Origin of the sequence: Kaistia adipata DSM 17808, from assembly GCF_000423225.1 — a bacterium.
GTDB classification, from domain to species: Bacteria; Pseudomonadota; Alphaproteobacteria; order Rhizobiales; family Kaistiaceae; genus Kaistia; species Kaistia adipata.
This window is the reverse complement of record NZ_AUHO01000010.1, coordinates 109,374-128,321: the sequence shown is the minus strand read 5'-3', so window position 1 is coordinate 128,321 and position 18,948 is coordinate 109,374. Positions and strand designations below refer to the sequence as shown.

The window sequence follows — 18,948 nt, the reverse complement described above, 5'->3', positions numbered from 1 at the left end:
TTTCTGAACGGTGCCGCGGTTCAGCTTGTCGGCATCGGGAACGGCGTCGGATCCATGAACCGGCGCAGCACATTCAACGTCAGCTTGGAGATGTTGTTGTCGAAGTTGTTCCAGGGCAGCGCGCCGGAATAGGCGATCGAGCCGACCGAAAAGACGGCGCCGCCCTGCGGCGTCTCGAAGAACACCAGATCGGCGCGGACCTTGTCGCAGACATCGCCGGTGGCGCCCATGAAGTTGAACAGCATGTCCTCGACGACGAAGACATGCGCCTCGGTATGCGGGCCGGAACTGGCGATCACCAGCGAATGCGGCGGCGAGCCGACCGAGACGTCGTGGCGGTCGAGTTCCATGCCGGCGGCGCCGCCGCCGGTCAGGCCGAAATCGCCGAGGATCTCGTCCTCGATGCCCTCGAGGATGAAGGCGGCGCGGGCATCGTCGGCGCCGGGCGCGCGGCGATAAGGCGAGGACTGGTCGAAGCCCTGCGCGGTGAAGCCGACGCCGACCAGATGGTTGGGGCTGCGATTGCCCTGGCGGCGCCACATGCCGCCATATTCGCCAGTGAAGGAGTGATAGTATTCGCCCGTCGGCGGCTCCCAGGCGCGACTGCCGCCCTCGGAACGACGCACCTCGATGATGCCGGGCTGGGTGGCGTGATAGGCGATGCGCCAGTAGAAGCCGTTGCCGCCGAGATAGATCAGCCGGCCGCCGCCATGCGTATAACGATGGACGGCGTCGTACATCTCCTTGGTGTAATATTCCGGATGCGTCGCGGTAACGACGGTCTGGTAGTCACGCAGCAGGCCGTGCCCTTCGGCGTGCAGATCCTCGTCGGTGATGACGTCATAGTCCTGGTCGAAATTCTCGAGCCAGCTGGTGATGTGCGTATCGGCGTTGAACAGCCAGAGATGCGACGGGCCAGCGCCATGGTTGGCCTCGACCTTCGGCCGCAAGTTCAGCACCGGGCGCAGGCGCGACGAATAGCAGACGCCGCTGCCGTCCGAGTGCAGGTCGTAAAGCGAATGGCCGTATTCGCGGTGCTCGTTCAGGAACTGCTGGTGCGGATGCAGCACCAGCGCCCGATTCAGATGCAGCTCGACCAGGCCGTCATTGGTGCCGAAATGCTCGTTGGCATAGGCCATGTAGGTGGCGAGTGGAAACAGGAAGGCGAGCTTCGAGCCCGGCTTTCCGCGCGGCGGCCGGACGACGAAGGTGACGAACTGCTCCTCGCCCTCGGCCTCGATGCGGACGGCGTAGATGCCGCTCTTCATGCCTTCCGGAATGGTCAGACTGAAATCGACCTGCCAGCCGGCATCGTAGATGTCGTCATCATGGAAGTGGATCGCCGACCATTGCGTCGGGCGATCCTTCCAGCACATGCCGTCCTCGCCGGTGAAATTGTGCCCGGTGACGCCGCGCGTCGGCATGTTGACGACGACGCCGTGATGCTCGCGGCCCGAGATGTCGTCCATGCGGATGCCGGGAATGTCGCGCGAGAAATCCCAGGCGCCGATCAGCGAACCACCCAGGCGCTCGGACCAGAGATCGCCGCGCAGCTCTTGCATGTCGGCGAGGCTCAGGCTGGCGCCGGAGACCCGCGGCCGGTCGATCTTGCCGTTGTAGAGCGCGCGTCCAACCGTGCGGCCCAGATCCTCGCCGCCCCAGTTGGCGGCGAACAGCAGCGGCGCCGCGCTCTGCCATGAAAGCCCGGCCGGGACGGTATCGCTGGCGCTGCCGCGATCGTCGATGGTCGGGAAATCGTGCTGCGGTTCCTGATGGACCTGCAGCGCGCCCGTCGCCGCATCATAGCTGACGGCGGCGAAGTACCAGTGACGCGACAGCATCGGCTTGCCGACCGACAGCGTCTTCCGCGTCGTGCCGTCCGAAATCTCGATGCCGAGCGAGCCATCGGCGGCGACGATCATGGCGATGCCGCGCCCGGCGGCCTCGTCCCATTTCGACAGGATCGCCTGACGACCCTTCTGCGGCGTGGTCGGGAAGATCATCGCCTGCAGCGACAGGCTCGAAACGCCGGCGAAGCCACGCTCGCAATCGACGCGCCCGAACGAACCGGCATGGATGACCTGCGGCCGGCCCGGATAGCGGCCGTCGATCGACGTCGGCACAGGCACCAGCTTGACCGGGGGCGCCTCGGGGGCGGTATCGCCCTGCACGACGCGGACGACGCTCGCCTGGTAGGCCGGATATTCGCAATTGATCATGAAGCGGACGGCATCGCCGGGCATCGCGCTGACGCGATCGGCATATCCGGTGATTTTCAGCATGGGCCAGTCTCCAACTATTCGCCGGCGGCGTTCGTTCGGTCGGTCAGGGGCGATCGGTCGAATGCGATCGATCGGGGCGGTGCGGGCGACGGCGCCGCCGCCGGCTCAATCCTGCAGGTCGATGTCGAAATGCCGCTTCATGCGCAGCTTGAAGATCGCCCATTCGGCATCGTTCAGATCGTGGAAGATGCCGTCGAGCAGCGTCATCGGCTTGCCACGCCCGTTCATCTGGACGAGCCGCCATTCCTCGTGCGGCTTGGTGCAGAGCAGGGCCAGCTTGCCGGTCATCGGCTCGCTGCGAATGCGGTTGATCAGGCGCTGCAGCGCGGGGCTGTGCTGGCCCGTCGTCTTGGCGCGAAACTCGGCCACGAGTTCGTTCAGGTCCCGCCCCTGAATCAGCTGTTCCAGATCCTGCTTGGCCATCCAGGCCCTCCCTGCTTGCATCGCGCTCATGCCGGACCGCCGCCCGGCGGCGCCGCCATTCTCGCACGGCGACGTCTCGCAATTCGGGCATTAGAAGCGACTGAAACAAACATTGTCAATGACCGAACGGTCAATAGAGGCGACGTTTTCCATCGCCGACGCGTTGCCCCGGACCTCGCGAGAGTCCGTAACGGCAGCGCGCGGCGCGGGCGAAGGACAACGGCGAAGCGTCGGCAGCCTAGTCGGCGATGATGACCTCGATGCCGGCGGCCAGCAGCGCATCCATGGTTTCCGCCGGTGGCCGCAGGTCGGTGACGAAGCGATCGATGACGTCGAGCGGGCAAACCTTGGCGAACGCGCCGCGGCCGACTTTCGAATGATCGGCGATGACCGTGACGCGATCGGCCTGCTCGATCATGGCGCGCGCCACCTGCGCCTCGCCGAGCGAAAAATCCATGACGCCGTTGCGGCCGTGGATGGCGCCGATGGTCAGGACGGCATGAGCGGCACGGAAATTGCTGATTTGCTCGATGGTTGCCTCGCCGGTCGTCTGCCCGGCGTCGGATTGATAGAGGCCACCGAGCAGGAAGACGTTATTGGCTGGACCGGACAGGGCCGCGGCGATCGCCGACGAATTGGTGACGACCGACAGATTGCTGGCATGCGCCAGCTCCTCGGCGAAGAAGAGCGTCGTCGTGCCGGTGTCGATGAACATCGTCTCGCCATTGCCGAACAGGCTCGCCGCCTTGCGGGCAATTGCCCGTTTGCCGGCCGTTTGCTCCGACATGCGGATGGAGAACGGGTTTTCCTCGGCCAAGGACGGCAAACAGGCCCCGCCATGGAATTTCCGCAGCGCACCGCTGGCGGCGAGCTGGTTGAGATCGCGCCGGATCGTCTCGCTGGATGCTGACAATTGCTGGACGAGATCCTCGACCAGGAGGCGCCCCTTCTCGCGGGCGATATCCATGATCATGGTGCGGCGCTGTTCGGGACTGAAACGGCTGGATGTCATTGGCTTTCCGCACGGTTTTTCGGCGAGGGGAAAATAGCCGACCCCCCTGCGCCCCGCAATCGCGGAGGCCGGCCGCGACGGGGCCGCGGCGCTTCGGTCGGGGCAGGTGCCCGAAAAATGGGCCGGCAAATAATTCTCGCGGATCGGATTGACTGAACGGTCACAGTATATACCATATTCGGGCTAACGGCTATCAGGCGCGCGGCTCGACGGGACACGTCGCGCCGCGACGCCGGCGCAAGACCAGCTGCCGTTTGACCCAGCCAGCGGGGCCGCTGGCCAGTTGAGGTGCGGGATCGCTGAGGGGCGGTCGTCGCGAGGCTGCGATCCGGGGACCGGAAGGGCGGCCGAAGCCACCACCGAATGAAGGGGAACTCATTCATGAACACCACGAGACGCACATTTCTGGCCGGCGCTTCGGCGTTCGGCGCCGGCTCCCTGCTGGTCGGCGCGGGCACGGGGCCGTTCGGCGCCGCCTTCGCGCAGGAATCGAAGCCGCTTGTCTTCGCTGCCGCCGGCACCGTGACGAGCAGCTGGGACCCGACCTCGCACACCATCGCGCCGCAGATCACCGCCGAGATGCTGGTGTTCAGCCGACTCACCAAATGCCTGATGACGGCGGAGAATCCGGGCGAGATCCTCCCGGACCTGGCGACCGAATGGAAGCTGATCGACAAGTACACGCTGGAATACAAGCTGCGCCCGGGCGTCAAGTTCCATGACGGCAAGGAGTTCAAGGCCGAGGACGTCAAGGCGACCTACGAATATGGCTGCCAGCCGAGCCGGCCCGCTTCCGCCTGGTATCCTGGCCAGGTCGAGGTCGAGATCGTCGACGACTACACCGTGCGCCTGAAGACCGAGAAATTCGGCTATCCGGCGCTGAACTTCTGGTATGTCGCCGCCTTCCTGCCGGTTCTCTCGGCCAAGGATGTCGCCGATCCGAACCAGCTCAAGCAGCGCCCGAACGGCACCGGCCCGTTCCGCTACCAGGAGACCAAGGGCGACCAGATCGTCTTCAAGGCCAACGAGGCCTATTACGACGGCAAGCCGCATATCGACACGCTGCTGTGGAACTACGTCCCCGACGCCAACACCCGCGTCCTCGGCCTGCTGAACGGCCAGTACCACCTGACGGAGCGCCTCGAGCCGGAGCAGTATGAATCGCTCAAGGCCGACGCCAACATCGTCACCAATCGCGGCCTGTCGAGCGAGAACAAATATCTGCATTTCCGCTGCAACAAGCCGCCCTTCGACGATATCCGCGTCCGCATGGCAGCCGTCCACGCCATCGACCGCGACCAGATCCTCGCCCTGATGGGGGATGCCGCGGAGGCTTCGAACTGCCACATCTCGCCGGTCAAGTTCGGCTTCACCGACGTGCCGAACTATCCGAAATATGACCCCGAGCTGAGCCAGAAGCTGCTGGCGGAGGCCGGCTTCCCGAACGGCCAGGGCCTGCCGGAACTCGAATACATCACCTCGGTCGGCTTCTATCCGAAGACGCGCGAATATGGCGAGCTGGTCACGGCCATGCTGCTGGAGCAGGGCTTCCCGGTGAAGCTGACGACGCTCGAGCCGGCAGCCTGGGAAGAGCAGATCTATCGTCGCGCCGACGGCCAGGGCCCGGGCCACATCATCGATGTCGGTTGGATCACCGGCTCGCCGGAGCCCGATCTGGTGCTGCGCCCGAACTACTATTCGAAGTTCGCGCTCATCAACGGCGTCAACGATCCGGAGATCGACGCGGCGCTCGACAAGGAGCGCGGCGCCGAGACGGCCGAGGAACGCAAGAAGATCCTGCAGGAAGAGACCCTGCCGCTGCTGGCCGCCAAGGTCCCGAGCCTGTCGCTGTTCTCGGCCGTCTCGCTGCGCGCGATGTCGAAGAACCTCGAGGGCGCCTACTTCTACCCGAATGGCCCGATCGACTTGAGCAAGGCCAAGCTGTTCTGAGGCAAGCCGACCTTCCCCGGCCTGGCGGTCTGACCACCGCCGGGCCGGTCACGCGGCCTCGGGCGCGCCGACGGTGCGCTCGACCCCCTTCTTCGTTTCCGGGACGGCATCCATGGCCTTCGCAATCGAATTCTTCCTGCGGCGCATCAGCCAGGGCGTGGTGATCGTCATCCTGGTGGCCTTCGTGATCTTCACCCTGCTCCGGATCGTCCCGGGCGACCCCATCCGCATCATCCTGGGCCCGATGGCCTCGGCGACGGCTCTGGAGGAAAAGGCGACCGAGCTCGGCCTGCGCGATCCGATCTACGTCCAGTTCGGACGCTTCATGGGTCAGGTCACGACCGGCGATTTCGGCCGCTCCTTCATTCGAGGCGCGCAGGGCGGCAGCGCCGGCGGCTCGCAGGACGCGGTCGGCTACAATCCCGAATCGCGCGCTTCCGTCTCCGCCCTGATCGCCAATGCCCTGCCCTACAGCCTGCAGCTGGCGGCGCTCGGCATCGCCTTCGCCTTCCTGGTGGCGATCCCGATCGGGCTCGGCGCCGGCCTCCGGGCCGGGAAATGGCCGGACAGGCTCGGGCTCTATGTCAGCTCGCTCTTCGTCTCGCTGCCGAACATCTGGGTCGGCGTCGTGCTGATCTTCCTGCTCTCCGCTAAGACGGGCTGGCTGCCGGCCATCGGCTATCAGGGCTTTGCCTACACCATCATTCCCGCCATGGTGCTCGCCATCGAGCTGTCGCCGGTGATGATCCGCGCCATCTCCGTCTCGGTCGCCGCCAATCTCGGCGAGGTCTATTTCGATGTCGGCCTGGTGCGCGGCCTGTCGCGCCGGACGATGGTCGCCAAGCATGTACTGCGCAACGCCGCCGTGCCGCTCTTGAATCTGTTCGGCGCGCAGATGATCGGCATGCTGCTCGGCGGCCTGTTCGTCGTCGAATACATCTTCTCCTATCCCGGCATCGGCATGCTGACGATCAACGCCGTATTCCAGCGCGACTTCCCGATCATCCAGGCCGTCGCGATCCTCGCCAGCGCCGCGCTCGTCGCGATCAACATGCTGGTCGACTTCGCCTCGACGACCATCGATCGCCGCTTGAAATTCTGAAGGACGGCACCCCATGACGAGCTCGACCGCTACGGCCGCCGCTTCGCCGGCCACACCCAAGACCAGATATCGCGGCGTCACCGCGCGCATCCTGCGCCGCGCCTGGGGCCAGACCGAAATGAAGCTCGCCGCGTCGATCTTCCTGGCGCTGACACTTCTGACGCTGTTCGGCCCCTACGTCATCGACGCCTCCGCCACCAAGATGAGCGTCGCCAACAAGTTCCTGCCGCCGATCTTCATGGAGGGCGGCAAGCTTCCGCATTTCCTCGGCACCGACCAGCTCGGCCGCGACTTGCTGCTGCGCTCGCTGATCGGCCTGCGCAACGCCTTCGCCATCGGCGTCGTCAGCGTCGTCGGCATGTTCATCCTCGGCTGCGCCATCGGCATCTATTCCGGCTATCGCGGCGGCCTGACCGACGTCATCCTGATGCGGCTGACCGACGTGCAGATGTCGATCCCGGTCGTCATCCTGGCGATCACGGTGCTCGGCATGTCGCGGCCTTCGCCGCTCACCATCATCGCCGTGCTGATCCTGGCCAGCTGGCCGGTCTATGCCCGCGTCGCCCGCGGCGTCACGCTGGCCGAGCGGCAGAAGGAATATGTCCGCGCCGCCAAGATCCTCGGCGCCAGCGACCTGCGCATCATGGTCCGCCACATCGCGCCGAGCATCCTGCCGCCGATCGCCTTCGTCGCCGTCCTCGACGTCGCCCGCATGATGATCTTCGAGGCGATCTTCGGCTTCATCGGCATCGGCATCCAGCCGCCGACGCCGACCTTCGGCACCATCATCGCCTCCGGCACGCAGTATCTGCTCAACGCGTGGTGGATCACCATTGTCCCCGGCGTGCTGCTGGCGCTGGCGCTCGGCAGCCTCAATCTCATGGGCGGCGTCCTCGAACGCGCGCGCAACCACATCCTGCAGGGAGGGGAATGATGTCGGCGTCCCTGGCAACCAAGACGGCCTCGGCGAACAATCCGCAGGCCAGCGTCGCGCCCGTCATGGAAGTGCGCGGCCTCTCGGTGGTGGTCAGCACCGCCGCCGGCGAGCGCAGCATCCTCTCCGACATCGACCTGACCGTCGCGCCGCGCTCCGTGCTCGGCATCATCGGCGAGAGCGGCTCCGGCAAGACGGTGCTGTCGCGCGCCATGGTCAACTGGCTGAAGCCGCCGCTCGCCATCACCAGGGGCAGCGTGCGCTATGACGGCCGCGACCTGCTCACCCTGCCCGCCGCCACCATGGCCGGACTGCGTGGCCGCGAGATCGCCTATATCGGCGCCAATCCGACCAGCGCCCTCGATCCGACCGTGCCGGTCGGCCACCAGATCCTGGAAAAGCTGCGCGCCGTCGCGCCGGAACTGAGCCCGCAGGCGGCACGCCAGCGCGTCATCGACACGCTCGATGCCGTCCGCATCCCGTCGCCGAAGCAGCGCTTCGACGAATATCCGTTCCAGTTCTCGGGCGGCATGATGCAGCGCGCGATGATCGTCGACGCGCTCGTCTCCAACCCGAAGCTGCTGATCGCCGACAACATCACCCAGCCGCTCGACGTCACGGTGGCAGCGCAGATCCTGCGGCTGCTGCGCGATCTGCAGAAGGACTTCGACACCTCGATCGTCTTCGTCTCGTCCTCGCTCGGCATCGTCAGCGAGATCGCCGACGACATGATCGTGCTGGATCGCGGCCACATCGTCGAACGCCAGTCGGTCACGGGCCTGCTCGCCACCCCCGAGCACGTCTACACGAAGGAACTGATCGCCAAGGTGCCGAAGATCTGGGCGACGGCCGAAGCGCCGCCGGAGCCGTCCTCCGACACCGTCGTTCTCGATGTCCGCGACGTCGACAAGACCTACCGCGTGCGCGACCGCAAGGCGATCTTCGCCGAGCGCCAGGTTCGCGCCGTGCGGGGTGTTTCGTTCACCGTGCGCCGGGGCGAGAATTTCGGCATCATCGGCGAAAGCGGCTGCGGAAAATCGACGCTGTCCCGGCTGCTGAGCTGCCTCGAGCAGCCGGATGCCGGCGAGATCCAGTTCGAGGGCCGCGACATCGCGACCCTGAAGGGGCGAGACCTGCTCGGCCTGCGGCGCCGGTTCCAGCTCCTGCTGCAGGACCCCTACAACGCCATCGCCGCGCACGCCTCGATCGGCCGCACCATCGCCGAACCGCTGCTGATCCACGGCCTCGGCAACCGGCGCGAGATCGAGCAGAAGGTCAAGGACGTGATGGCCGAAGTCGGCCTGGCGCCGACGCTCTACAACCAGCTGCCGATCGGCCTTTCGGCCGGCCAGCGCCAGCGCGTCAACATCGCCCGCGCCCTCGTGCTCGAGCCGGAACTGCTGATCCTCGACGAGACCCTATCTTCGCTCGACCAGGTGGAGCAGGCGAAGCTCCTCGACCTGTTCGAGACGCTGCAGGTGAAGCGCGGCATCACCTATGTCTATATCTCGCACGATCTGGCGATGGTGCGCCGCGTCTGCGCCCGCATCGCGGTCATGTATCTCGGCCGCATCGTCGAGCTCGCCGACAACGACACCATGTACTGGCGTTCGGCGCATCCCTATACGCGGGCGCTGCTCAGCGCCGTGCCGACGGTCGAGGCCAAGCCCTATCGCACCGGGACCTATCTGCTCGAAGGCGAGCCGCCGGATCCGATCGACATCCCGCCCGGATGCAGCTTCCGCACGCGCTGCCCGTTCGCCTTCGATCGCTGCGCCACCGACGACCCGAGCCAGACGATCTATGCCGACGGCAACGCCAGCGCCTGCCACCTGCCGCGCAATAGCCTGCCGGCGCCCGAGCTCGCGCACTAGCCGCGAGGGATCGCTGGAAAAGACTGCGCCGCCCGCCCGGCGGGCGGCGCAGGAGACATCAGCCCGCGAGCTGTTCCTTGAAGAAGCGCCGCGTTTCCTCGGCGATGATTTCCTTGTCGTAGTCGATGGTCGCGACATGGAAGGAATTGTCGAGGATCAGCTGGCGCCGTTCTTTCGACGAGATGCCGTTCAGGATCACGCCGGCATTGCTCGGCGGCACGACATGGTCGTCGGGCGACACCATCACCAGCGTCGGGCAGGTCACCTTGACCAGCAGATCGCGGGTGATGTTCATCAGGCCGTAGATTTCCTTGATCGTCGGGATCGGAATCTCGCGATAGGCGACCTCGATCACGTCCGGGTCCTTCACGTCATTGCCGACGCCGACGATGTATTCCGGCGCGTCCTTGGCATAGGCAAGCTCGGCGAGGCCGGGCACGCCGAAATAGAGGCAGGCGTTGATCGGCACCGCCGCCTTGATCCGGTCGGCATATTGCGCCGCCATGTAGAGCGTCAGGCAGCCGCCCATCGAGAGGCCGGCCATGAAGATGGTCGAGCAGGTCTGGCTCAGCGTGTCGAGGCCTTCCTCGAGCGAGCGGATCCAGTCGGTCGCCGTCGTCTTCGCCATCGCGGCCGGGCTGTCGCCATGGCCCTTCAGCTGCGGCGCCAGCACCGTCCAGCCTTCGCGCTCGTGCAGGTAATCGCCGAGATAACGCATGCCGGAAGTGGTGCCGGTATAGCCGTGCGACAGCAGCACGCCGACCTCGTTGCCCGGGATCAGGAAGGGCTGGCCGCCGGCGCGGTATTGTTCGGGTGTCATGAAGTTCCTCCCTCGAAGATGGCGCGCCCTCAGCGCGTCCGCATTCCGTAGATGATGGCGGCGACGGCGATCACCGTGCCCTGGACGATCAGCTTGCCCGGCTCCTGGATGCCGAACACGGTCATCAGCGCGAACAGCAGCGCGAAGGCGACGACGCCGACGAACGGACCGGCGACACCGCCGCGGCCGCTACCGAAGGTGACGCCGCCCAGGATCGTCGCGGCGATCGAGTTCATCATGATCTCGGGGCCGAACTTGACGCTGCCGACGCCCAGCGCTGCCGTGAACATCACGCCGCCTAGCGCCGCCAGCAGGCCGGACAGCACATGGGTGGTGACGACGATGCGCGGCAGCGGCAGGCCGGAGAAGCGGGCCGCCTGCGGATTGGAGCCGATCGCGGTCAGGTAGCGGCCGAAGATCAGCGTCTTGAGCAGCACCGCGACGATGACGGCCGCGACGACCCAGATGATGACGGGCACCGGCACGACGTCGATGCGGGCATTGGCGATCGCGCGCAGTTCGTCCGGCACCCGGCCAGGCGGCCGGCCGCTGCTCATGAACAGCACGATGCCGGTCAGGATGATCGAGACGCCGAGCGTGACGATGACGGCCGAGGCGCGAACCAGCGCGATCAGCGCGCCGTTGACGAGGCCGACCACGAGGCCGACGACGAGCGGCGCCAGCACCAGAACGGCCACCGGCTGGCCACCGAGCAGGCCCGATGTGAGCAGGTAATTGGTGATGATGAAGACGCCACCGATCGAAAGATCGATCGAACGCGCCCGCATCACCATCAACTGTCCGAGCACGGCGACGCCGAGCGGCGCCGATTGCCGGATGAAGGTCAGAAGCACCTGCGGCTTCATCAGGTTGGGGTTGAGCAGCGCGATGGCGATCAGCACCGCCGCCAGCACGAAATAGGCCGGCGGGATTTCGATCAGGCGACGGCCGAGGGCCCGGACCCAGTGGTTGGCACCGCCGGCATTCGACGAGGCTTCGAGGGTGTGTGCCATGCTCAGAGCCCGATCTGCTTGCGCCGCTGCACCGAGACGACGGCGAGGAGCAGCGCGCCCTTGATGACGATCTGCAGGAAGGCGGAGACGTTCATCAGGTTCATGCCGTTGCCGATGACGCCGACGAGGACGGAACCGAGCACCGTGCCGACGAGGCTGCCGACGCCGCCGGAAAGCGACGTGCCGCCGAGCGCGACTGCCGTGATCGAATCGAGCCCGAACACCGTGCCGACATTGGCGTCGCCGGAGGCGATGCGGCCGGCCAGGAAGAAGCCAGCGCCCATCGCGAACAGCGACGACAGGATGTAGGTGAGCACGATGTTGCGCCGTACCCGGACGCCGTTCATCAGCGCGCTGTTCGGATTGCCGCCGATCGCAAAGAGATGCAGCCCGAACCGCGTGCGGTAGATCAGGAAGGCGGCGAGGATGATGGCGACGGCGATCCAGACGAGCGCCGCCGGCAGGCCGAACAGGCTTTCATTCACCGCGCCCGAGATCCAGCCGGGGACGGTGCCGCCCGGCACCGGCCGGGTGATCAGCGCGACGCCCTGCACGACGCTCATCGAGGCCAGCGTCATGATGATCGGATGGACGTTCAGGTAGGCGATGCCGACACCATTGACGGTGCCGACGGTAACCGCCGCGGCGATCGCCAGCAGCACCATCGCCCAGCCCGGCAGGTCGAGCACGATGATCGCCGTCGTCAGGCTGATCAGCGAGCCGACCGAGAGGTCGAGGCCGCCGGTGATGATCACCAGGGTCTGGCCAATGGCTGTGATCACCAGCGGCGTGATCTGCGCCGCGACATTGGAGAGATTGCCGGGCGTCAGGAACAGCGGCGCCGACCAGGAGACGACCGCAACGACAACGACGAGACAGGCGAGAACGAGATACCAAGGGCCGGCGCGCGAATTGCGGGGAGCGGGCAGCAGGGCCGAGAGCATTGCCATGATGGATCCCTATGCTGCTTGCCGCGAACCGATGGCCGAATGGAGAATGTCGTGCTCGGTGGCGCCGTCCGCCGCCATCTCGGCGACGATGGCGCCGCCATGCACGACGAGCAGCCGGTCGCACAGGCCGATCAGTTCCGGTGTCTCGCGCGACAGCACCAGCACGGCGCCGCCAGCATCCGAAAACGCCCTGAGCAGCTTGTAGACCTCCGCCTTGGCGCCGACATCGACGCCGCGCGTCGGCTCCTCGATGATCAGCACGTCAACGCCGGACGACAGCCAGCGGCCGATCAGCACCTTCTGCTGGTTGCCACCGGAGAGCGATCCGACGATGGCGTCGGCGTTGCGGGCGCGGATGTTCATTGATTGCATCATCGACCCGATGACGGCGGTGGTGTTGGGCGCCAGCGTCCAGAACGGGCGGCCGGTCTCGACGCCGAGCGCGATGTTGTCGCGGATCGCCAGATCGAGGAACAGGCCCTCGCCCTTGCGGTCTTCCGGCACGAAGCCGATGCCGCTTGCCAGCGTGCGGCCGATACCAGCATCGACCGGCAGCGCCTGCCTTTTCTGGTCGCGGTCAGTCTTCTCGATCCGGCCCGCCTCTGCCGGCTCGATGCCGGCCAGGGCCCGGGCGATCCCGCGCTGGCCCTGGCCCTCGAGGCCCGCCAGTCCGAGGATCTCGCCCCGATACAGCTTCAGCCTGACCGAGGGCGCGGCGGCCGTGACGCGAAGGTCGTCGGCGGTAAGGATGGGCTCGCCCACGGTTCCGGCGCGCGGCGGGAAGAAGCTCGACAGCTCCCGCCCGACCATCATCGCCACCAGATCATGTTCGTTCAGTTCGGCTGTAGGCCGGGTCGCGACATGGCGGCCGTCCTTCATCACCGTGACGGTGTCGCAGAGCGCGAAGATCTCTTCCAGGCGATGCGAGATGTAGAGGACCGCCTTGCCGCGCGCCTTCAAGTCGCGGATCAGGCGGGTCAGCTTCTCGACGTCGGCGGAGTTCAGCGCGGCGGTCGGTTCATCGAAGATGAAGACCCGCGCATCGGCCGACAGCCCCTTGGCGATCTCGACGATCTGCTGCTCGGCGACGGTCAGATTGCGCACCATGCCGTCCGGATCGATGGCGGACTCAAGCCGCGCCAGGGCCGCTGCGGCGCCGGATCGGAGCTTCGGATAGTCGATCCCGCCCCAGCGCCGCATCGGCTCACGGCCCAGGAAGATGCTTTCCGCGACCGTCAGATTGGGGATCAAGGTGAATTCCTGGAACACGGTCGAAATGCCGTGTCCGAGCGCGCCGAGCGGCGACGAAAAATGTACTTCGCAGCCTTCGAGCCGGATGGTTCCCGCATCCGGGCGGATGACGCCGGCGAGGATCTTCATCAGGGTCGACTTGCCGGCGCCGTTCTCGCCGGTGACGGCGTGGACGGAGCCCGACTGGACGGTCAGGCTGACGTCGTCGACGGCGCGGGTGCTGCCGAACGAGCGCGAGATATCGAGGAGTTCAATCAGCGGGGCGGCCATGGCGCTTCCTTCGCGAGATCGGGAAGCCGCGGCTGCGGGCCGCGGCTTCCCAAAGTCGTGTTACTTCTTCAGGCCGTAATATTCCTGCTTCTTCTCTTCCGACAGAGCGGTCGGGAACCAATAAGCGTCCGAGAGATCTTCGCGGATGTAGGTGTCGCGCGTCTCGGCGGTGATCGGCTCGGGATTGTAGACGTAGCGCTTGTGCAGCGGCTTGCCCTCGAGCAGGGCGACAGCGGCGCGCACGCCGGCAGCGCCCTGTTCCGGACCGTATTCCGGAGCGATCGAGGTCAGCTTGTTGTCACGCCAGAACTTGAAGAAGCCGTTGTTGCCTTCGCCGGAGATCGGCGGCATCTCGGCGCCGTACTGGTTGAAGACGTCGACGCAGGCGCGCGCCATGTCGGCGCCGGACGACCAGATGCCCTGGACGTCGGGATTGCTGAGATAGAAGGCCTCGCAGAGCTTCTTGCCGCCGTCATATTCCCAGGTGCCGTAGTCTTCCGACACGATCTTGATGTCGGTGCCCTTGATGGCGTCGACGAGGCCCTGATAGCGGTTGATGTCCTCCGGATGGGACGGCACGCCGCGCAGCACCCAGATATTGCCCTTGCCGCCAAGCTGCTTCACCAGGAAGTCGCCCATGACGCGGCCGAAGTAATTGCCGCCGCCCTGGATGTCGACCGTGTATTCCTCGGTGTCGGTGAGGCCGGTGTGGACGATGACCGGAATGCCGGCGGCCACGGCCTTCTTGATGCCGGCATCGGCCGAGGTCGGCGTCAGCGGCGTGATGATGATGGCGTCGACGCCCTGGGCGATCAGGTCCTCGATGTCGGCGACCTGCTTGGTCTGGTTCAGGTCAGCGTTGCGGAACAGGAAATCCGTGATGTTCGGATTGTTCTTCGCCTCGAACTCGGCGTCATGCGCCATCTGGATGGTCCAGGTGTTGCTCAAGCCGAAATGGCTCATGCCGATCTTCCACGGACCGGGCTTCTTGAACTGGTCCGCCGTCGTCATCCGGTCGTCGCCTTCGCGCGGAATGACGCCCTTCATCAGACTGACCTCTTCGGCAAAAGCCGAGGTGGCCCCCATCATGGCAAAGGCGACAAGCGTGCTTCTGCCGAGTTTCGCCAGTTTCGTCTGCATGGTTTCTCCTCCCACAAAAATGCCGATGATCCCGCGATCCTCCTCGCGGGACGTCTCCCCCGGGCTCCGCCGATGACGGGCCCGACCTGACAGGGATCGGCAGGCCCGCTCTGCGCGCCGACCCGACGATCCAACCTCGAAATTCCAGAATGAGCTAAGCGAGCCGGGCGCGTTCGTCCTCCCTATCGCGGCGGCCGCCCGCGCCTTGGCGCGAGAAGCGGAATCCACGACATTGCGAGCGCTGTCATCGGCGATCACACCGCCGGCGTCACGATCCTAAAATCTTGCCCGAACTTCACCCTTGCCCCCCGGCGTTCAGCGTCAGTTTCGCTTTTAAGCTATATCGATCGCTAAGCGAAAGAAAATCGAATGTCAAACGTTCCACACGAGGTGGATTGGTCCGGATCGTCATCAGCTTGCGTCATGGCCTGCAAGTAGTGGGCACAGGTATTGGGCGCACACAGCGAGCTACTCCCCGGAAATCGAACATGACGGAAGCTATGGGCTGCGATCCGGTCGAACTCCGGGTCAACCGGCCCGCATCCCGATCCGGCCCGCGGCGATCAAACTCGCCGCCGCAACCCTCGCCTTGACCGAGGGACGGGAGAGCCGAGGCTAAAAAACGACACGGTTCTTGCAGGCATGAAGCCGGCTGACGTTCCACCATTCGACGGGCGGGCGGCAGCTTCTTCATTATCTTCCAGGCTTTTGCCAGGGAACCGGCGCACGCACCGGGCTTTCTCGGTCCGCACATGCCGTCCGCCATCGACAACCGTCGCGCGAAAAAATATCTATAAATCATGAGCAAGCCCAAAGAAGACACGCTCGCGGTGCGGATCAGCCGCGCGCTGGCCGACCGCATCATCGCCGGCGAGATCGAGCCGGGGTCGCGCCTGCGGCAGGATCACGTCGCCGAGGAATTCGGCGCCAGCCATGTGCCGGTGCGCGAGGCGTTCCGCCGGCTCGAGGCGCAGGGGCTCGCCGTCAGCGAGCCACGCCGCGGCGTCCGGGTCGCCTCGTTCAACCTGGCCGAGGTCAAGGAAGTGGCGGAGATGCGCGCCGCGCTCGAGGTGCTGGCGCTGCGCCACGCCGCGCCCAACCTGACCGCCGCCATCCTCGACGAGGCCGAGGCAGCGACGAAGGCGGGCGACGAATCGCGCGACGTCCGCTCCTGGGAAGACGCCAACCGGCGCTTTCACCGGCTGATTCTGGCGCCCTGCGGCATGCCGCGCCTCCTGGCCTCGATCGACGATCTGCACGCCGCCAGCGCACGCTTCCTGTTCGCGGCGTGGCGCGCCGACTGGGAAGCGCGGACCGACCACGATCATCGCGCCATTCTCGCCGCGCTGCGCGCCCGCCAGGTCGAGGCGGCCTGCGCGACGCTGGCCGGGCATGTACAGTGGATCGGAAGGCGACCAGTTACGGCGTCGGGCGGCCGCGTGCGCGACGCCTTCGCTATTGTTGGCTAGATTTTATAGATAGAGCCTTGCACAACTCAGCACCATGTGGATTCTATTATAGATAGATTCGATAATTATCTATAATTGGAGTTCTCATGAGTTCGGCCCTCCCCCTCGCGTCCCGCAACGCCCGCAGCCTCGCGCGCCCCGCCGCCGCCGTCGTCGCCGGCATCGCGCTGATCACGCTGTGCGCCAAGATCCACATTCCGTCCTGGCCCGTGCCGATGACGCTGCACACGCTCGCCGTCATGGCGATCGCGATTGCCACCGGGCCCCGCCTCGCCACGCTAACCTTCTTCGGCTATCTCGCGGTCGGCGCCGCCGGCCTTCCGGTCTTCTCCGATTCCCCCGAGCGCGGCATCGGTTTCGCCTACATGATGGGGCCGACCGGTGGCTATCTGCTCGGCTATCTCGCCGCGAGCTTCGTCACCGGCGCGCTGGCCGAGGGCCGCAAGACGCTCGGCCGCACCGTCGCCATGCTGGCCGGCCTCGCCGTCACCTATGCCGTCGGCCTGCCGTGGCTCGGCCTGTTCGTGCCGGCCAAGGACATTCTGGCGCTCGGCTTCACGCCGTTCATCCTCGGCGACCTCATCAACATCGCCATGGTCGCGACGGGCGCCGCCATCGTGCCCGCCCGCTTCATCGGGACGATCGGCCGATGATCGGCCAGGCAAGCGTCACCACGGTTTCCCCGCCTGCGACGCAGGCGGGGAAACCCCGCCGATCATGGACCGAAGCGGAGGCGGTCGCGCTCTACGACCTGCCGCTGCCGGAGCTGATGTTCCGGGCCCAGAGCCTGCATCGTCGGCATTTCGACCCGACGGAAATCGAGCAGGCGAGCCTGCTCAGCATCAAGACCGGCGGCTGCTCCGAGGATTGCGGCTATTGCTCCCAATCGGCCGCCTACGACACCGGCGTCAAGGCGACGAAGCTGATGGAGGTCGAGCGCGTCGTCGCCGAGGCGCGGCGGGCGAAGGAAGGCGGCGCCACCCGCTTCTGCATGGGCGCGGCCTGGCGAAGCCCCAAGGACCGCGACATGGACAAGGTCTGCGCCATGGTGCGCGGCGTGCGGGCGCTGGGGATGGAAACCTGCGTGACGCTCGGCATGCTGGCGCCGGACCAGGTCGCCAGGCTGCGCGAGGCCGGGCTCGACTACTACAACCATAACATCGACACCTCGCGCGAGTTCTACCCCGAGATCATCACGACGCGGACGATGGACGACCGCCTGGAAACACTGGGCCATGTCCGCGACGGCGGCATCAAGGTCTGTTCCGGCGGCATCGTCGGCATGGGCGAGACGATCGCCGACCGGATCGGCATGCTGGTCCTCCTCGCCAATCTGGATCCGCCGCCGGAAAGCGTGCCGCTCAACCTGTGGAACGAGATCCGGGGAACGCCGGTGATGGACAAGGGCGAACCGGTCGACCCAATCGCCTTCGTGCGGCTGGTGGCGCTCGCCCGGATCCTGATGCCGGAAAGCGTGGTGCGCCTGTCCGCCGGACGCCACGCCATGAGCGACGAGACCCAGTCGCTCTGCTTCCTGGCCGGAGCCAATTCGATCTTCAGCGGCGACGTGCTCCTCACCACCGGCAATCCGCAGCGCCAGCAGGACGCCGCGCTGCTGGCGAAGCTCGGCATGCGCCCCGCGACCCCACGGGCGGCGCGGTGACGGCGCCGCGCATCGTCGTCACGGGCACCGACACCGGCATCGGCAAGACGGTGTTCGCGGCCGGCCTCGTCGGCCTTTTGGGAGCCGACTACTGGAAGCCGGTGCAGGCGGGGCTGGACGACGAGACGGACAGCGAGACGGTCGCCCGTCTCGCCCGCGCCGGCGGCGATCGCATCCACGCCGAAGCGTTCCGCCTGAAGCTGCCGGCCTCGCCGCATTTCGCCGCGGCGCGCGAGGGCGTCGTGATCGCCCCCGAGGCGCTCGAGCCGCCGCCGACGCACCGGCCGCTCGTCATCGAGGGCGCCGGCGGCGTGCTGGTTCCCCTGACGGAGACCACGACCTTCGCCGATCTCTTCGCGCGCTGGCGCCTTCCCGTCGTGCTCTGCGCCAGGACGGCGCTCGGCACGATCAACCACACGCTGCTGTCGCTGGAGGCGCTGCGCCGGCGAGGCGTGCCGGTGCTGGGCGTCGCCTTCATCGGGGAGGCTGAAGCGGAGACCGAGCGCATCATCGCCGCGATGGGCGGCGTGCCGAGCCTGGGCCGCCTCCCCCGGCTTCGGCCCCTGTCGGCGGATACGCTCGAGCGGGCTTTCGGAGAGGCGTTTCGCAGCGAGGACTTTCTTCCACGCCGCAGACGCGATGATCGCAAGACGCGCCCGGCAGGCGGGCCGCGCCGCACAATGGCGCGAGAGGAAGAACCCCGGTCGCGCCCTGCCAGCGAAGGCCGCGCCCTAACAAGCACCAAAGGCCGCCCATAGATCGGCAGAGCGACTATAGAGCCCGCGATGTCACGAA

At 66.4% G+C, this 18,948-nt stretch carries 15 protein-coding genes and 1 pseudogene; 8 read left to right on the top strand and 8 right to left on the bottom strand.

Annotated features, from left to right (window positions below; translation table 11 throughout):
* Nucleotides 1-20: 20 nt before the first annotated feature.
* The 3 genes from G539_RS0109465 to G539_RS0109455 form a co-directional block, all read right to left on the bottom strand.
* Nucleotides 21-2,282 (bottom strand): N,N-dimethylformamidase beta subunit family domain-containing protein, encoded by a 2,262-nt coding sequence (locus G539_RS0109465; protein WP_029074983.1) that lies wholly within the window; start codon nucleotides 2,280-2,282, stop codon nucleotides 21-23.
* A gap of 105 nt (nucleotides 2,283-2,387) precedes the next feature.
* A complete protein-coding gene (locus G539_RS0109460) occupies nucleotides 2,388-2,705 on the bottom strand; it encodes a N,N-dimethylformamidase alpha subunit family protein (protein WP_029074982.1) in 318 nt (105 codons plus the stop codon).
* Between the two features lie 238 nt (nucleotides 2,706-2,943).
* Nucleotides 2,944-3,717, bottom strand: a complete 774-nt coding sequence (locus G539_RS0109455) for a DeoR/GlpR family DNA-binding transcription regulator (protein ID WP_051231250.1) — start codon at nucleotides 3,715-3,717, stop codon at nucleotides 2,944-2,946.
* Between the two features lie 381 nt (nucleotides 3,718-4,098).
* Between G539_RS0109455 and G539_RS0109450 the strand changes: the two genes are divergently transcribed.
* The 4 genes from G539_RS0109450 (at nucleotide 4,099) to G539_RS0109435 (ending at nucleotide 9,577) form a co-directional block, all read left to right on the top strand.
* Complete coding sequence (locus tag G539_RS0109450) at nucleotides 4,099-5,667, top strand: ABC transporter substrate-binding protein (RefSeq protein WP_029074980.1); 1,569 nt, start codon at nucleotides 4,099-4,101, stop codon at nucleotides 5,665-5,667.
* Between the two features lie 112 nt (nucleotides 5,668-5,779).
* Nucleotides 5,780-6,769: an ABC transporter permease gene (locus tag G539_RS0109445; RefSeq protein WP_029074979.1), complete on the top strand. Its 990-nt coding sequence runs from the start codon at nucleotides 5,780-5,782 to the stop codon at nucleotides 6,767-6,769.
* A 13-nt stretch (nucleotides 6,770-6,782) separates the two neighbouring features.
* Complete coding sequence (locus G539_RS0109440; RefSeq protein ID WP_029074978.1) at nucleotides 6,783-7,703, top strand: ABC transporter permease; 921 nt, start codon at nucleotides 6,783-6,785, stop codon at nucleotides 7,701-7,703.
* Complete coding sequence (locus G539_RS0109435) at nucleotides 7,703-9,577, top strand: dipeptide ABC transporter ATP-binding protein (RefSeq protein ID WP_051231315.1); 1,875 nt, start codon at nucleotides 7,703-7,705, stop codon at nucleotides 9,575-9,577. The genes G539_RS0109440 and G539_RS0109435 overlap by 1 nt, the downstream gene beginning before the upstream one ends.
* A 58-nt stretch (nucleotides 9,578-9,635) precedes the next feature.
* Here G539_RS0109435 and G539_RS24260 read toward each other — a convergent pair whose 3' ends face one another.
* The 5 genes from G539_RS24260 to G539_RS0109410 are packed head-to-tail and all read right to left on the bottom strand — an operon-like array spanning nucleotide 9,636 to nucleotide 15,021.
* Complete coding sequence (locus G539_RS24260) at nucleotides 9,636-10,397, bottom strand: alpha/beta hydrolase (RefSeq protein ID WP_035830906.1); 762 nt, start codon at nucleotides 10,395-10,397, stop codon at nucleotides 9,636-9,638.
* A 29-nt stretch (nucleotides 10,398-10,426) separates the two neighbouring features.
* Complete coding sequence (locus tag G539_RS0109425; RefSeq protein ID WP_051231249.1) at nucleotides 10,427-11,410, bottom strand: ABC transporter permease; 984 nt, start codon at nucleotides 11,408-11,410, stop codon at nucleotides 10,427-10,429.
* A 2-nt stretch (nucleotides 11,411-11,412) separates the two neighbouring features.
* Nucleotides 11,413-12,360, bottom strand: a complete 948-nt coding sequence (locus G539_RS0109420; protein WP_029074975.1) for an ABC transporter permease — start codon at nucleotides 12,358-12,360, stop codon at nucleotides 11,413-11,415.
* Nucleotides 12,361-12,369: 9 nt separating this feature from the next.
* The gene (locus G539_RS0109415) at nucleotides 12,370-13,881 is read right to left on the bottom strand and encodes a sugar ABC transporter ATP-binding protein (protein WP_029074974.1); all 1,512 of its coding nucleotides are present in this window, start codon (nucleotides 13,879-13,881) and stop codon (nucleotides 12,370-12,372) included.
* Nucleotides 13,882-13,941: 60 nt separating this feature from the next.
* A complete protein-coding gene (locus tag G539_RS0109410; RefSeq protein ID WP_029074973.1) occupies nucleotides 13,942-15,021 on the bottom strand; it encodes an ABC transporter substrate-binding protein in 1,080 nt (359 codons plus the stop codon).
* Nucleotides 15,022-15,821: 800 nt separating this feature from the next.
* Here G539_RS0109410 and G539_RS0109405 point away from each other — a divergent pair.
* From G539_RS0109405 to bioD, 4 genes and pseudogenes are all read left to right on the top strand, one after another.
* Entirely contained in the window at nucleotides 15,822-16,490 is a 669-nt protein-coding gene (locus G539_RS0109405) for a GntR family transcriptional regulator (RefSeq protein WP_029074972.1), read from the top strand.
* Nucleotides 16,491-16,576: 86 nt separating this feature from the next.
* Nucleotides 16,577-17,143: a biotin transporter BioY gene (locus G539_RS0109400; RefSeq protein ID WP_029074971.1), complete on the top strand. Its 567-nt coding sequence runs from the start codon at nucleotides 16,577-16,579 to the stop codon at nucleotides 17,141-17,143.
* On the top strand, nucleotides 17,140-18,153 hold the full coding sequence (gene bioB / locus G539_RS0109395; RefSeq protein ID WP_029074970.1) for a biotin synthase BioB: 1,014 nt from the start codon (nucleotides 17,140-17,142) through the stop codon (nucleotides 18,151-18,153). Before G539_RS0109400 ends, bioB begins: the two co-directional genes overlap by 4 nt.
* A pseudogene (gene bioD, locus G539_RS24255) lies at nucleotides 18,150-18,776 on the top strand (dethiobiotin synthase); the annotation flags it as partial. The gene bioB and the pseudogene bioD, both read left to right, overlap by 4 nt.
* Nucleotides 18,777-18,948: the final 172 nt, after the last annotated feature.